The following is a 13,854-nucleotide window of genomic DNA, read 5'->3' as shown; positions in this document are numbered from 1 at the left end:
ACAACCAAATCCGCCGAAATATGCCATAATAGGCTTAGCACGTTTCTTCTCGCGATGTGCCCGAAAAGAAAAACTTAACCTACATAGAGAATAATCCCATGACTAAATCCACCATTATCTATACCTACACCGACGAAGCTCCTGCATTGGCCACTCAATCCCTGTTGCCAATCGTGCAGGCGTTTCCCCGCCACGCCGATATTGATGTCAAAACCAGCGACATTTCTCTCTCCGGCCGTATTTTGGCGGCGTTTCCAGAATACCTGACCGAAGCGCAGCGCGTACCTGATGCGCTTGCCGAATTGGGCGAACTGGTTAAACAACCCGATGCAAACGTAATCAAACTGCCGAACATCAGCGCATCCGTACCTCAACTGACGGCCGCGATTAAAGAATTGCAGTCTAAAGGCTTTGCCGTTCCCGACTATCCTGCTGACCCTCAAACCGATGAAGAAAAAGCCGTACGCGAACGCTACGACCGCATCAAAGGCAGCGCGGTAAACCCTGTCCTGCGTGAAGGCAACTCCGACCGTCGTGCGCCTAAAGCAGTGAAAAACTTTGCGAAAAAACATCCGCACAGCATGGGCGCATGGACCAAAGATTCCAAAACCCACGTTGCCACCATGCAAAGCGGCGACTTTTTCCATAACGAACAATCCGTTACCGTACCTGAAGCGACTTCCGTATCCATCGTGTTCACCGACAAACAAGGCAACAAAAAAGAGCTGCGCGAGCCCGTCGCCCTGAAAGCCGGCGAAATCATCGACGCGACCGTGATGAGCAAAAAAGCCCTGCTCGCCTTCCTTGCCGAACAAGTAAAAGACGCGAAGGCAAAAGGCGTATTGTTCTCGCTGCACATGAAAGCTACCATGATGAAAGTGTCCGACCCGATTATCTTCGGACACGCCGTCAAAGTGTTCTTCGCGCCCGTCTTTGAAAAATTCGGCGACAAACTGGCTGCCGCTGGTGTCAACGTCAACAACGGTTTCGGCAACCTGCTTGCCAATCTGGACAAACTGGATGCGGACACCCGCGCAGCCGTTGAAGCTGAAATCGCTGCCGTTTACGCCGCCAACCCTGATTTGGCCATGGTTGATTCCGACAAAGGCATCACCAACCTGCACGTTCCCAGCGATGTCATCGTCGATGCTTCTATGCCTGCGATGATTCGTAATTCCGGCCGTATGTGGGATAAAGACGGCAAAGCGCAAGACACCAAAGCCGTGATTCCGGATAGCAGCTATGCCGGCGTTTACCAAGCAACCATCGATTTCTGCCGCGAACACGGCGCATTCGATCCGACAACAATGGGTACCGTTCCTAACGTCGGCCTGATGGCGCAAGCAGCCGAAGAATACGGTTCGCACAACAAAACTTTTGAAATCGAAGCCGACGGCCAAGTTCAAGTCATTGATGCAGCAGGTAATGTCCTGATGCAACACGACGTTGAAGCCGGCGACATCTGGCGTATGTGCCAAACCAAAGACGCTCCGGTTAAAGACTGGGTACAACTTGCCGTCAACCGCGCCCGTCTGAGCAATACACCAGCCGTGTTCTGGCTCGATGAAAACCGTCCGCACGACAAGAGCCTGCTCGCCAAGGTCAAAGCCTACCTTGCCGAACTGGATACCGACGGCCTCGACATCCGCGTCCTCGCTCCTGAAGAAGCCGCTAAATTCAGCTTGGGCCGTCTGAAAAACGGCGAAGACACCATCTCGGTAACCGGCAACGTCCTGCGCGACTACCTGACCGACTTGTTCCCAATTTTGGAACTGGGTACCAGCGCGAAAATGCTGTCTATCGTTCCATTGATGAATGGCGGCGGTATGTTTGAAACCGGCGCGGGCGGTTCTGCACCGAAACATGTTCAACAATTCCTCGAAGAAAACCACTTACGTTGGGACTCTTTGGGCGAATTCCTCGCACTCGCCGTATCGTTTGAACATCTGGCGCAAAAAACCGGCAACGCCAAAGCCCAAGTCCTCGCCGACACTTTGGATGCAGCCACCGAAAAACTGCTGTTGAACGACAAATCGCCTAAACGCAAAGCAGGCGAACTCGACAACCGCGGCAGCCATTTCTACCTCACCCTCTACTGGGCGCAAGAATTGGCGGCGCAAGACAAAGATGCCGAACTGAAAGCCGCATTTGCTCCATTGGCAGCCGCTTTGACTGCCGACGAAGCCAAAATCGTTGAAGAACTCTCTGCCGTACAAGGCAAAGCGGTCGACATCGGCGGCTACTACGCAGCCAATCCTGAAAAAGCGGCACAAGCGATGCGTCCAAGCGCAACCTTTAATCAGGCCTTGTCAGCCTTATAATTAAAGCAATAAAAGGCCGTCTGAATTTTCAGACGGCCTCAAACCTTATGGAAGCACAATGAAAAAAAACATTCTTTCTCTTACTCTCCTCATCAGCGCTCCGGCTTTGTGGGCATTTTCCCCTGCCGAATTGGCACAAACCCTGCAAAAACCGCAAAACGTGCAAGGCAATTTTGTCCAACAACGCCAGCTTAAATCCCTCAGCAAACCCATGACCACCAGCGGCAGCTTTACCCTTGTCCCACAAAAAGGCCTGCTCTGGAAAATGCAAAAACCATTTGAAACCACCCTGCGCGTGCGTTCAGACGGCATCATGCAATGGAACGGCAGCCAATGGGTCAACCCAAATGCCAGCAAGCTCAACGGCCAAAGCCGCCAAATCAAACTCTTCCTCGACCTTTTGGGCGGCAATACCCAAGGCCTGGAAAAACAATTTGATTTGAAATTAAACGGCAACGAGAAAAAATGGACGTTGACCTTAACTCCGAAAACCGCCATTACCCGTCAAATCTTCAACCGTATCGAAATCAACGGCGATACGCTGGTACGTAAAATCGAATTAGACGAAAAGCAAGGCGACAAAACCATCATGCAGTTCAACCAAATCCAAACTGATAAAGCCCTGGACAGCTTCAGCCGTACCGCCCTCTAAATTGCCTATTCCAACAAAAGGCCGTCTGAAAATAGATTTCAGACGGCCTTTTATATTAATCGGCAGAAGGCTGTTGCCCTTTTCGTTCCGCCTTTCTGGCTTCGCGAATGGCTTTAAGTTCGGCCTCTTTCTGTCTGGCTTTTTTCAGCCAAGCCTCCCATTGGTTTGGCGTTTCCAGCGTGATTCTGCCGATTTTTCCTTCGCGGAAATCGGTCAGGATATTTTCAGCAGCCTTTTGGTAGTTGACCCGTCCGCCGCTCAAAACCGCACCGCGTTTTTTGGCAATCCACTCCAGCCAAGAAGTATCGTCCCAATGGCTGCTTGGATCTTTGTCGGCTTGATAGCGCTCTTGCAACAGGGCCAGATAATGGCGGCGGAGGTAATCCAAAAGCTCAAGCGCTACTTCTTCTTCGTCCAGTGCGTTGCGTCCGACTGCACCGCCGGCCGCAAGGTTGTAGCCGCCTTCTTCGACGATAATTTTCGGCCACAACATACCGGGGGTATCGTAAAGCCAGAAATCGTCTGCAAGGAAAAGGCGTTGTTCGGCTTTGGTAATACCGGGTTCGTTACCGGTTTTGGCAGATTTTTTGCCGATCATGCCGTTAATCAAGGTGGATTTGCCGACGTTGGGAATGCCGCAAATCAGGACACGTAGCGGCTTCTCGATACCTTGGCGATGCGGAATCATGGCGCGGCAGGCTTGGGTAATTTTGCCATGAGCGCCGGTTTCGGAAGAATCAAGCGCAATGGCGCGGGTATCTTGGCGGCTGTTGTAGTGTTCGAGCCAAACTTTGGTACGCTCGGGATCGGCAAGATCTTGCTTGTTTAAGATTTTGAGTTTTGGCTTGCCTTTGGACAACTGGGCAAGCAAAGGGTTTTCGCTGGAAGCAGGCATACGCGCGTCTAACATCTCAATCACCATATCAACGCTTTTAATGCGTTCGGCAATGGCTTTTTTTGCCTTGTTCATGTGGCCGGGAAACCATTGGATAGCCATGTCTTTTTGTTCTTTCTATTCGTATCTGAGGCCGTCTGAACAATCATTTTTTTTCAGACGGCCTCGGTATTTGGATAATCGGTCAATCCGGATTTAGAGATTGCCATGTTCATAGCTGTAATAACCTGCTTCATCCATACATTGCTCGAACATCTTGTATGTATTTCTATTTTGGACTTGCGATTTGCAAGTATTGATTTGGCGGGAAACTTCAGCTTCGCTCGCGCCGGTACGATGCCAACGGTAAGCAGTGACAGGCTCTGTCGCGCAGGCGGTCAAGATAAGCAAGGATAATGCGGTCAGACTGATTTTTTTCATGGTTTCTTCCTTTGAGGCCGTCTGAAACGGCAAGTTAGCGTCCTGCCAAGCTTTGAGCCTGACGGTGGCGGACAAGGAGTTCATAACGGCCTTTGAGGCGCTCGGCCAGTTTTTCCACAACATAAACGGAGCGGTGCTGACCGCCGGTACAACCGATGGCAATCGTCACATAACTGCGGCTCTCTTGTTGCAGGCGCGGCAACCAGCGGCTAATAAAATGGTCGATGTCATCAACCATTTCTTGAACCAACGGCTGCTGGCCCAAATAATCTTGAATAGGTTTGTCCATGCCAGTAAAGGGGCGTAATTCCGGATCGTAATACGGATTGGGCAGGCTGCGCATATCAAACATAAAGTCGGCATTATTGGGAGCGCCATATTTGAAACCAAAGGATTCAAGAATGACCAGCAAACCGACACGTTCAATATTGAGCCATTGTTGCACAGCATAACGCAGCTGCTGAGCATTCATTTTGGACGTATCGATGCAATATGCGATGTCTCTAAGCGGAAAGAGCCACTCGCGTTCTTTTTGCAGGCTTTCCAACAAAGTCAGGTTTTGACCAGACAAAGGGTGTCCACGTCGGGTTTCTGAGAAGCGGCGAACCAAAACACCCTCTTCTGCTTCAACAAACAGGACTTCAACCTGATGTCCTTCGTCACGCAAATATTGGATTTGCTCTTGCGCTTCTTGGATATTAATACGGGAACGGATATCAACGCTGACACCGAGTTTGGTTTCATCGGCCCGTTCGATATGGAGTGAAACCAATGATGGAAGCATTTCCAAGGGAAGATTATCGACACAGTAATAGCCCAAATCTTCGAGCTGCTTAAGAGCTACGGACTTTCCCGAGCCGGATAAGCCGCTAATCAGGACGATTTTCATGATTTTGTTCGTTTTCTTTGAGTTGTGTTTGGTGACGTTCGAGAAATTCTTTGGTGCTGTCTTTACCACGCAATTGAAGGATGTAATTGCGTACTGCAGCTTCAACCAATACTGCTAAGTTTCGACCGATTGCAACAGGCAGGGTAACGGAACGGACGCTGACGTTGAGGATAGATTCTGTTTCGGTACGGATGCTCAATCGATCAAGTTGTTTCATATATCCGTCGTCGGCCGGAACCAAATTGATAATCAGCTGGAGGATTTTTTTCGGACGGATAGAGGTTTCGCCAAAAATATGGCGGATATTAAGTATGCCCAAACCGCGTACTTCGAGGAAATCACGCAGCATAGGCGGGCAACGGCCTTCCAGCATTTCCGGGCCGGTACGGAAAAGTTCGACCGCATCATCGGCAATCAGGCTGTGGCCGCGCGAAATCAGCTCCAATGCCAATTCGCTCTTACCCAAGCCGGATTGTCCGGTAATGAGTACGCCCACTTCAAATACATCCAAAAATACGCCGTGCTTGATGGTGGAAGTTGCCAATGTCCGTTGCAGATAAATCCGCAAAACGTCCATCAGGTGCGGGCTTTCCTGTTTGGAAGTCAGCAAGGGGATACTGTTGGTATGGCAATAATCGCGCAATTTGGGCGATACCGGCAAGCCGTTGGCGACAATGACCAAAGACATGGGGATGTCGAAAAGCTCTCCGAAATCGTAGTTGAGCTCGCCCGACTCCAAGCGGCGCAAATATTCGGCTTCAGCTACGCCGACAACTTGAATTTGGTTGGGATGGATAAAGTTTAAGTGGCCGACCAAGGCCAAGACGGGTTTATCGGCTTCGACACCGATACGGTTGTCCGCGCCAGAATTGCCGGCAGCCCAAGCAAGTTCGAGTTTGTGCTGATTGTCGGAAAACAGGCGGCGGACGGATATGCTGGGCATGAATTACTCTTCGGTCAGAAGTGTGCGTACTTCTTCGGCAGAAGTTGCGGCCATTAATGCTTCACGGATGGCTTTTTGAGAGAATCTGCCGGCCAGTTTGGACAAGACTTCCAAATGTTCGCCGGTAGCGTTTTCAGGCACAAGCAGGATGAAAATCAGGGAAACAGGTTTACCGTCAGGCGCATCAAAGGCAACCGGCTCTTTGGTGCGGATAAACGCACCGGTGGCTTTTTTCACGCATGCGTGACGGCCGTGAGGAATCGCCACCCCCTGCCCCAAACCGGTCGAGCCAAGCTTTTCACGGGCAAACAGGCAGTCGAACACGTTGGTATTCGGTAATTCTGCTTCATTCTCCAGCAGCTGTGCAGCCTCTTCAAACAGACGCTTTTTGCTGCTGACTTCCAAATCCAAAACGATATGGGACAAAGGTAAAATTTCGCCGATCAGGCTCATGTGTATCTCTTTTAAATGTCGCAAAACAATGGGATTGTACCGATTGTCGATGCAAATCTCAATCCTGAAGGCGTAATTTACACTCGCCCTGCTAACATTTTCCATGTTATTTTTGATATTTTTTAACGAGCTAAAAATAATCCAACTGTTTGCTTATATTGAATTTAAAGTAAAAATTCTATCATTAGCCAAACTATGATTCAAATGAAAAGGGGTATGCCTGGCATACCCCTTTTCCCTTTCTTTTCAGACGGCCTCAACCTAGTTTTTTTAAAACAGTTTGGAAACCAAAAATACCCAGAAATAATGGCAGACCAATCCGCAAAACCACGCCAAACCGATGCGGTTGTTGGCCAAAAACGTTTGGAAGCACAACTGGCGATTGCGCGTACGGATGACAACATATTGCTGATACTGCCAATAAACAGTTATCGGCAATATCAACCAATACGGCCAAGTTGCACCGATTTTGATACCCAATACCGCCATCAATACGGTAAACCAAAAATGACAAAGCATAGAGGCGGTAATGTCGTGATGGCCAAATGTGATTGCCGAAGTTTTAATGCCGATTTTCAAATCGTCTTCTTTGTCCGCCATGGCATAAATCGTGTCGTAAGCCAGCGTCCATAAGGCATTGGCGGTAAACATTAGCCATGCTTCGGGAGGCACTCGGCCTTGCACGGCGGCAAAGGCCATAGGAATGCCGAACGAAAATGCCAGTCCTAAATAAAACTGCGGCAACGGGAAAAAGCGTTTGGTAAAGGGATATGTGATGGCAAGGAACAAGGCCGGAAGGCTCATCAGCCAAGTAAAGCGGTTGAGCTGCACCAAGCATAAAGCCGCCATCAGACACAGCATGACGGTCAAAAGCAGCGCTTCGATTTTAGAAACCAAACCTTTGGCAAACGGGCGGTTTTTGGTGCGCTCTACTGCACCGTCAAAATTGCGGTCGGCAAAGTCATTCACCACGCAACCTGCGCTGCGCATCAAAAATGTGCCTGCGCTAAAGGCAATAAAAATATCCGCGTCGGGAACACCTTTAGACGCAATCCACAATGCCCAATAAGTCGGCCACAGCAAAAGCAGTGTGCCAATAGGTTTGTCGATACGCATCAGTTTGGCGTATATCACCATCCGTCCGACAGCGTAACGCGGTAAAAATTGTAGGAAAAATCGCCTTATGTTCATTGATGTAATGTGTCGTTGTTTATGTGTCGATTCGGAAGGAACGGTTTTTTAGAGCCTTAGCTCTTATTATAATGTATTGCCGTCTGAAATTAAACAGATCTTAACAATTTAATTTATTGTATTATATCAGAATTATGACAAACATCGGTAATTGGTTTTATTTTCAGACAGCCTTAGCGGTATAAATCTATTAATTTCAATAAGAAATATTCTGTTAATTCCAATGTTTCGCCATTCCAATCGAAATACGAACGGCGCGCAGTAATAGGCCGTCTGAAAGACGGATGGTCTAAATCGTCAAAACGAAGAAACTCAAAATCCGAACGCTTCAACGGCAATGTACCGTCAAACAGGCGCTCGCCCAAAGGCTGCGTTCCGCAATCCAATAATTCTGTCCATAGACGGCTATCCGGCCGGCACGCGCTTCTGGCTTGTATCACTGTTTCGCCGTCCAGTTTGAGCAAAACATCGCGCACAAAGATTTCGTCTCCGTTTTCTGCTCCCTTCGTCAAACCCAAATACACTGGCTCGACTGAAAAATCCTTACCTGAAGCGCGCAACGCAGCGGTTAGCGAAGAAACGGTCAGCAAAGGTTCGGCCTTAGACGGTAGAAGACTTGAAGCTTCGGCATATGAACAAAGTGTGCCACGCGGTATATCAAACGCCATTTACCACCTCTGTTTTGGCCAACTCCTGCCATTTGGCTTCAGGAAACTCATCTTTCAGACGGCCTTTAAGATATTCCAAGGTATCGCCTGCAATGGTTTCATCTTTGCTGTCGTGAATATGGTTGAAAATCAGGCTATACAAGCTGATACCGTATTGTTTGAGCGCGGAAAAGCTGAGCAGGGTGTGGTTGATGCTACCGAGCCGTCCACTGGTAACGAGGATGACGGGATAGCCTTGCTGACGGATATAATCAATGGTCAACAGATTTTCCGTCAGCGGAACCATCAATCCGCCCGCGCCTTCGACCAAGACGATTTCGTATTGCGTCGCCAACTCTTGAGTGGAGGTACGGATTTTGTCCAAATCCAAAGCCCTGCCGTCAAGACGGGCGGCGAGATGGGGCGAGGCTGGATAGCTGAAGATTTCGGGCATGGTCAGCCCTTGTTTGTCGGCTTCCTGCATGGGTATGCCCATGATTTTGCGGTGGACGGCGATGTCCTCGGCGATGTTTTGGCAACCGGTTTGCACGGGCTTTTGCGTGATCACGCTTTTGCCCTGCTGCAATAATTGTTTTGCCAATACGCCGGTGGCGACGGTTTTGCCGATGTCCGTGTCTATGCCGCTGACGAAGTAAACGCCTTTCATTTGCTGTATTCCTTCAAGATTTGTACGGTTTTGTCGGCAAGTTCGGTCAAGAGGTCGTCTGAAATGATGTAAGGCGGCATGAGGTACACCAGCCTGCCGAATGGGCGCACCCAAATGCTCTGCGCCACGCAATCCGCTTGAAAACGCGCCATATCCACGCCTTTTTCCAGCTCAATCACCCCGATAGCACCCAAAACGCGAACATCTTTCACACCGCGAATGTCCCACGCAGCTTTCAGACGGCCTTTTAAGATGCTTTCGATGCGGCGGATATTTGCCTGCCAATCTTGGGACAAAAGCAGTTTGACCGAAGCGCAGGCTACGGCACACGCCAGCGGGTTTGCCATAAACGTCGGCCCATGCATGAACACGCCCGCTTCGCTGCGAGAAATTATTTCGGTAACTTTTTGCGAAGTGATTGCAGCCGCCAGCGTCATATAGCCGCCGCTCAAACCTTTGCCGATACACATAATGTCCGGCACGACCTCCGCATGTTCGCAGGCAAACATCTTGCCTGTACGCCCAAATCCGGTGGCGATTTCATCAAAAATCAACACGATATCAAATTCGTCGCACAAATCGCGCAATCCTCGAAGATATTGAGGATGATAGAAATACATGCCGCCCGCGCCCTGCACGACCGGTTCCAAAATAAAGGCGGCGATATCCGCATGATGCGCTTCAAACAAAGTGCGGACAGGCTGCAAATCCGCCTCGTCCCATTCATCGTCGAAACGGCTTTTCGGATTATCGACAAAATAACGCTGCGGCAGAGCGCTGCCGAAAATATGGTGCATTCCCGTTTCCGGATCGCAGACGGACATCGCGTTCCAAGTATCGCCGTGATACCCGCGCCGCACCGTCGCAATATTCTGTTTCGCCGTCAAACCCCGTGCCTGCTGGTATTGCACCGCCATTTTCAGCGCGACTTCCACCGAAACCGACCCCGAGTCCGCATAAAAAATACGGTCTAGTCCCTGCGGCAAAATCCCGACCAACAACTTGCCCAGCTCCACCGCCGGCTCGTGCGTCAAACCGCCGAACATCACATGCGACATTTGCTTAATCTGCGCCTCAACCGCCTGATTCAAAACGGGATGATTGTAGCCGTGTATCGCACACCACCAAGACGACATCCCGTCAATCAGCCGCGTGCCGTCCGCCAATTCGATATGCACGCCCTCCGCACGGCGCACCGGATAAACAGGCAACGGGTCGGTCATGGAAGTATAGGGATGGAGTAGATGGTCGCGGTCGAAATCGAGCAGGGAGGAATGTTCAGACATGTTGAAAACAATGGTTTAATCAGTTTCATTATTATATAACATATTTACCTTTTCAGACGGCACGTCTTCCGTACTGCATCAACGCCAATCCGCCCACCGCCGCCAAACAGCCGGCAACCAAGGAAATATGCAACGCCTCGCCCAAAAACCAAGCGGAACACAGAATACCGAATACCGGCACCAAAGTGATGTACGCCGCAGCGCTGCCCGCGCCCAAAGTCTTCACGCCTTCAAAATACCACGCATAGCTCAAGACCGTTGCCCCGACAGACAGGCCAATCAAAGCAAACCAACCCCTGCCGTCCATTTCGGCAAGCATACCAAACGGCAGGCCGTCTGAAATCAGCGCAGGCGGCAGCAACATCATTGCACCCAGCCAAGCGGTGGCCACGGTGACCGTCAGCGCATCAATCCCCTGCAACACCGCCCTGCCTATCATCGTATAAGTAACCAAGCAGCAAAGGCTGCAAAACACCAGCACTTCGCCCCACCCTATGCCGCCGCCCGACAAAAATGCCGCAATCTCGCCATGCGTGACCGCCCATATCGAGCCTGCCACTGCCAACAATATGCCCGACACAATCTTGCCATTGAGTTTTTCACCAAACAGCAAAGCTGCAAAAAACATCGTCAACACAGGATTAAACGTAACCAACACCGTCGCCCTCGAAGCAGGAATCCGCTGCAAACCCAGCATAGACAATACGGTAAAACCAAATACGCCGAATGCCGCCGCCAGTGCCAATCCAAGCCATTGTTTTCGCGACAAAACCGCCAAAGTACGCAACCGATACCGTGCAAACAACCAGCCCAAAAGTAAGATTGCCGCCGTCAAAAAGCGCAGCATACCGCCCGTTAAAGGCGGCAGCGCCTGTCCCAGCATCCGCCCCATCGGCCAAGATGCGCCCCAAAACGCCGCCATGCCCAATAGTTTTAGATGGATTGCTAAATGTTTCATGGTGATGGATAAATTGAATAATTGGTTTAGAAAGCGTACAAGCTCGGTTTGGAAGGATAAATTTCCTTAGCCGCCGATACTTGATAGAGTTTGCGCGGATAAAATACTACGCTGAATCATTATGGAAACAAAGGCCGTCTGAAAGACTGAAATCCAGCTTTTTCAGACGGCCTTTACTGCTCAATCAATAAGACTTACAACTCAATGCCTTTGAGTTTCGCCACGGTATTAATGTCTTTATCGCCGCGGCCGGAGAGGTTAACCAAAATCACTTGGTCTTTGCCCATTTTCGGCGCATTTTTCACCGCCCAAGCAACGGCATGGCTGGATTCCAGCGCAGGAATAATACCCTCGAAACGGCAGAGCAAGTCAAAGGCTTCGAGTGCTTCGTCATCTTTGGCAACGGTGTATTCCACGCGGTTGATGTCGTTCAAATGGCTGTGTTCCGGGCCGATGCCTGGGTAGTCCAAGCCTGCTGAAACGGAGTGTGTACCCAAGACTTGACCGTTTTCGTCCTGCATCAAATAGCTGCGGAAACCGTGCAATACGCCGATGGGGGCTTTGCTGGTAATCGGCGCGGCGTGGTCAGGCGTATCTACACCCAAACCGCCGGCTTCTACGCCGACCAGACGTACGTTTTCTTCTTCGATATAGGGATGGAACAAACCGATGGCGTTCGAGCCGCCGCCTACGCAGGCAACGGCAACATCAGGTTGGCGGCCGATGGCTTCCAACATTTGCTCTTTGGCTTCATTTCCGATCACGCATTGGAAATCGCGTACCATTTCAGGATACGGCGCAGGGCCTGCGGCAGTGCCGATGATGTAGAACGTGTCGTCCACGCGCGCCACCCATTCGCGCATGGCTTCGTTCATTGCGTCTTTCAAAGTACGGCTGCCGCTGTCAACGCTGACCACGTTCGCACCCAATAATTTCATGCGGAAAACATTGGGCATTTGACGTTGGATATCGTCCGCGCCCATGTACACGTCACAAGTCATGCCGAAGCGTGCAGCGACGGTAGCAGAAGCCACGCCGTGCTGACCCGCGCCGGTTTCGGCAATCACGCGTTTTTTGCCCATGCGGCGGGCAAGCAATGCCTGACCGATGGTGTTGTTGACTTTGTGTGCGCCGGTGTGGTTCAAATCTTCACGCTTCAGCCAGATTTGTGCGCCGCCCAAATGCTCGGATAATCGCGCGGCATGGTAAACAGGGCTGGGACGGCCGACATAATGTTTCAAATCATGGCGGAACTCTTCCCAAAATGAAGGATCTTCTTTCGCTGCTTTATAGGCTTCTGCCAATTCTTGCAAAGCCGGAATCAGGGTTTCGGAAACGTACAGGCCGCCGTGTTCGCCGAAAAAGCCGTTCTCGTCGGGAGCGTAATAATTTTTCATGGGATTTTTCCTTGTTCGTTTTATGGTTTCAGACGGCCTGATTCAGTACAAGGCCGTCTGAAAGTAAAATTGTCAGCAATTATAGCCGTTTTCCATTCATCTTGTCGGCAACTAATTGAATAATAATATCAGCAGACAAAATAGGAATAACAGCGTACAGCTCGATATTGCAACTAATGCCGTACCCAACGGAGGCGCGATATATTGTTCTTCGTTTTTACTTCTCAGGCATAGTTTTAATACCAACATCCCCAACCACAGTGCCAGCAACCACCAACCCAAAAAGTTAAGCACAAGCAAAGCAATAATCAACTCATTGGTATTTATAGTGCTTATGTTCAAAAATATCCAATTAAGGCCGTTAACAGACATAATGACTGCAGATATTTGTATCACATACAAAAGCGTTCCGCCCAACAATACCTTGATATGCCATTGTTTGGCCTTCAGCCACACTGAGACGACATTAAAAAGCCACCACAAAGCCATAAACATCATTAAAGAAATTTCATAACGGTCCATCACCCTACTCCTGAAAAACAGTCAATCCAGCCATTTCAAAAAAAGCCCGATATGCCGCCGCTTTTTTCGCCAAACTCAAAGGATAGGCACGCGAAGTCGAAGGCAGGCGCGTCAGGGTCAACTCACGCCCTGCATAGGGGAACGGCACTGTTTCTCCGGTTTTCGGCATTTTCATGCCGCTGCCCTGAATCTCCAACAAAACTTCGGTTGCCTTGCCACCGGTGGTGCAAAGATGGCGGCACTCGGGCATTTGTGCCAATACTGCCGCCAAATCGACGGTTTCTATCACTTTTAAAAACTTATCCGAAGCATTGCCATGTTCGCGTATCGCTTTCAACACGGTCGGACAGGATGCAATCCCCTTCTCACTTAAAAACGCTTTGATTTTATCGGCATCAAACGCCTTTTCGCCCTGCTTTTGAAAATGCGTCGCATCACCAAAAAACACCAACCCATACACACGCCACATATCGTTTTGAAAATTCGGATAATGAAACTGCATCGCGTGTTTTTCTTCTTTAGGCGGAAACGTCCCCATCATCATGACTGTTGCCTGCGGCGGCAACAAGGCTGCGAAGGGGTGGGATTCAACGATTGGCTCTTGCATATCTGT

Annotated in this window: 15 protein-coding genes; 2 read left to right on the top strand and 13 right to left on the bottom strand. The window is 50.0% G+C overall.

The genetic code is table 11. From position 1 onward, the window contains the following. The first annotated feature begins 98 nt into the window (after positions 1–98). Positions 99–2,321 carry an NADP-dependent isocitrate dehydrogenase gene (locus tag HMPREF3047_RS01640; protein ID WP_070712012.1) on the top strand — a complete coding sequence of 741 codons (2,223 nt, stop codon included), beginning with the start codon at positions 99–101 and terminating at the stop codon, positions 2,319–2,321. A 58-nt stretch (positions 2,322–2,379) separates the two neighbouring features. Further along, positions 2,380–2,973: a LolA family protein gene (locus HMPREF3047_RS01635; RefSeq protein ID WP_070461622.1), complete on the top strand. Its 594-nt coding sequence runs from the start codon at positions 2,380–2,382 to the stop codon at positions 2,971–2,973. Between the two features lie 55 nt (positions 2,974–3,028). Here the strand turns inward: HMPREF3047_RS01635 and ylqF are convergent, their stop codons facing one another. The 13 genes from ylqF to HMPREF3047_RS01570 all read right to left on the bottom strand — a co-directional run bounded on the left by ylqF (position 3,029) and on the right by HMPREF3047_RS01570 (position 13,848). Beyond that, positions 3,029–3,970 carry a ribosome biogenesis GTPase YlqF gene (gene ylqF / locus HMPREF3047_RS01630; RefSeq protein WP_070461623.1) on the bottom strand — a complete coding sequence of 314 codons (942 nt, stop codon included), beginning with the start codon at positions 3,968–3,970 and terminating at the stop codon, positions 3,029–3,031. A 93-nt stretch (positions 3,971–4,063) separates the two neighbouring features. Further along, on the bottom strand, positions 4,064–4,288 hold the full coding sequence (locus HMPREF3047_RS01625) for a protocatechuate 3,4-dioxygenase (RefSeq protein ID WP_070712011.1): 225 nt from the start codon (positions 4,286–4,288) through the stop codon (positions 4,064–4,066). 34 nt (positions 4,289–4,322) lie between these two features. Beyond that, positions 4,323–5,177, bottom strand: coding sequence for an RNase adapter RapZ (gene rapZ / locus HMPREF3047_RS01620; protein WP_070461625.1), 855 nt, complete (start codon positions 5,175–5,177; stop codon positions 4,323–4,325). Beyond that, positions 5,158–6,120, bottom strand: coding sequence for an HPr(Ser) kinase/phosphatase (hprK, locus tag HMPREF3047_RS01615; RefSeq protein ID WP_003747372.1), 963 nt, complete (start codon positions 6,118–6,120; stop codon positions 5,158–5,160). Before hprK ends, rapZ begins: the two co-directional genes overlap by 20 nt. 3 nt (positions 6,121–6,123) lie before the next feature. Beyond that, on the bottom strand, positions 6,124–6,573 hold the full coding sequence (gene ptsN / locus HMPREF3047_RS01610; protein ID WP_039862228.1) for a PTS IIA-like nitrogen regulatory protein PtsN: 450 nt from the start codon (positions 6,571–6,573) through the stop codon (positions 6,124–6,126). 270 nt (positions 6,574–6,843) lie between these two features. Then, on the bottom strand, positions 6,844–7,764 hold the full coding sequence (ubiA, locus tag HMPREF3047_RS01605) for a 4-hydroxybenzoate octaprenyltransferase (protein WP_070712010.1): 921 nt from the start codon (positions 7,762–7,764) through the stop codon (positions 6,844–6,846). Positions 7,765–7,937: 173 nt separating this feature from the next. Further along, positions 7,938–8,432, bottom strand: coding sequence for a chorismate--pyruvate lyase family protein (locus tag HMPREF3047_RS01600; RefSeq protein WP_070584052.1), 495 nt, complete (start codon positions 8,430–8,432; stop codon positions 7,938–7,940). After that, entirely contained in the window at positions 8,422–9,078 is a 657-nt protein-coding gene (bioD, locus tag HMPREF3047_RS01595; RefSeq protein ID WP_070712009.1) for a dethiobiotin synthase, read from the bottom strand. Before bioD ends, HMPREF3047_RS01600 begins: the two co-directional genes overlap by 11 nt. Then, positions 9,075–10,364 (bottom strand): adenosylmethionine--8-amino-7-oxononanoate transaminase, encoded by a 1,290-nt coding sequence (gene bioA / locus HMPREF3047_RS01590; protein ID WP_070712008.1) that lies wholly within the window; start codon positions 10,362–10,364, stop codon positions 9,075–9,077. The genes bioD and bioA overlap by 4 nt, the downstream gene beginning before the upstream one ends. 52 nt (positions 10,365–10,416) lie before the next feature. After that, positions 10,417–11,322, bottom strand: coding sequence for a DMT family transporter (locus tag HMPREF3047_RS01585; protein ID WP_070584047.1), 906 nt, complete (start codon positions 11,320–11,322; stop codon positions 10,417–10,419). A gap of 194 nt (positions 11,323–11,516) precedes the next feature. Next, a complete protein-coding gene (gene trpB / locus HMPREF3047_RS01580; RefSeq protein ID WP_070584045.1) occupies positions 11,517–12,719 on the bottom strand; it encodes a tryptophan synthase subunit beta in 1,203 nt (400 codons plus the stop codon). Between the two features lie 111 nt (positions 12,720–12,830). Beyond that, positions 12,831–13,241 (bottom strand): hypothetical protein, encoded by a 411-nt coding sequence (locus tag HMPREF3047_RS01575; RefSeq protein ID WP_070712007.1) that lies wholly within the window; start codon positions 13,239–13,241, stop codon positions 12,831–12,833. A gap of 4 nt (positions 13,242–13,245) precedes the next feature. Next, the gene (locus HMPREF3047_RS01570) at positions 13,246–13,848 is read right to left on the bottom strand and encodes a DNA glycosylase (protein ID WP_070712006.1); all 603 of its coding nucleotides are present in this window, start codon (positions 13,846–13,848) and stop codon (positions 13,246–13,248) included. Positions 13,849–13,854 lie beyond the last annotated feature (6 nt).

This window comes from Neisseria sp. HMSC075C10, from assembly GCF_001815615.1.
In the GTDB taxonomy this organism is placed as follows: Bacteria; Pseudomonadota; Gammaproteobacteria; order Burkholderiales; family Neisseriaceae; genus Neisseria; species Neisseria subflava_A.
Note: the sequence above shows the minus strand (reverse complement) of the source record. Positions and strands in the feature narration are given on the sequence as shown.

Coding starts and splice junctions, on each gene's coding strand:
- bioA (WP_070712008.1), bottom strand. CDS start 10,364: ATGTCTGAACATTCCTCCCTGCTCGATTTCGACCGCGACCATCTACTC.
- HMPREF3047_RS01575 (WP_070712007.1), bottom strand. CDS start 13,241: ATGGACCGTTATGAAATTTCTTTAATGATGTTTATGGCTTTGTGGTGG.
- bioD (WP_070712009.1), bottom strand. CDS start 9,078: ATGAAAGGCGTTTACTTCGTCAGCGGCATAGACACGGACATCGGCAAA.
- ubiA (WP_070712010.1), bottom strand. CDS start 7,764: ATGAACATAAGGCGATTTTTCCTACAATTTTTACCGCGTTACGCTGTC.
- HMPREF3047_RS01585 (WP_070584047.1), bottom strand. CDS start 11,322: ATGAAACATTTAGCAATCCATCTAAAACTATTGGGCATGGCGGCGTTT.
- HMPREF3047_RS01635 (WP_070461622.1), top strand. CDS start 2,380: ATGAAAAAAAACATTCTTTCTCTTACTCTCCTCATCAGCGCTCCGGCT.
- HMPREF3047_RS01600 (WP_070584052.1), bottom strand. CDS start 8,432: ATGGCGTTTGATATACCGCGTGGCACACTTTGTTCATATGCCGAAGCT.
- ptsN (WP_039862228.1), bottom strand. CDS start 6,573: ATGAGCCTGATCGGCGAAATTTTACCTTTGTCCCATATCGTTTTGGAT.
- HMPREF3047_RS01640 (WP_070712012.1), top strand. CDS start 99: ATGACTAAATCCACCATTATCTATACCTACACCGACGAAGCTCCTGCA.
- rapZ (WP_070461625.1), bottom strand. CDS start 5,177: ATGAAAATCGTCCTGATTAGCGGCTTATCCGGCTCGGGAAAGTCCGTA.
- trpB (WP_070584045.1), bottom strand. CDS start 12,719: ATGAAAAATTATTACGCTCCCGACGAGAACGGCTTTTTCGGCGAACAC.
- ylqF (WP_070461623.1), bottom strand. CDS start 3,970: ATGGCTATCCAATGGTTTCCCGGCCACATGAACAAGGCAAAAAAAGCC.
- HMPREF3047_RS01625 (WP_070712011.1), bottom strand. CDS start 4,288: ATGAAAAAAATCAGTCTGACCGCATTATCCTTGCTTATCTTGACCGCC.
- HMPREF3047_RS01570 (WP_070712006.1), bottom strand. CDS start 13,848: ATGCAAGAGCCAATCGTTGAATCCCACCCCTTCGCAGCCTTGTTGCCG.
- hprK (WP_003747372.1), bottom strand. CDS start 6,120: ATGCCCAGCATATCCGTCCGCCGCCTGTTTTCCGACAATCAGCACAAA.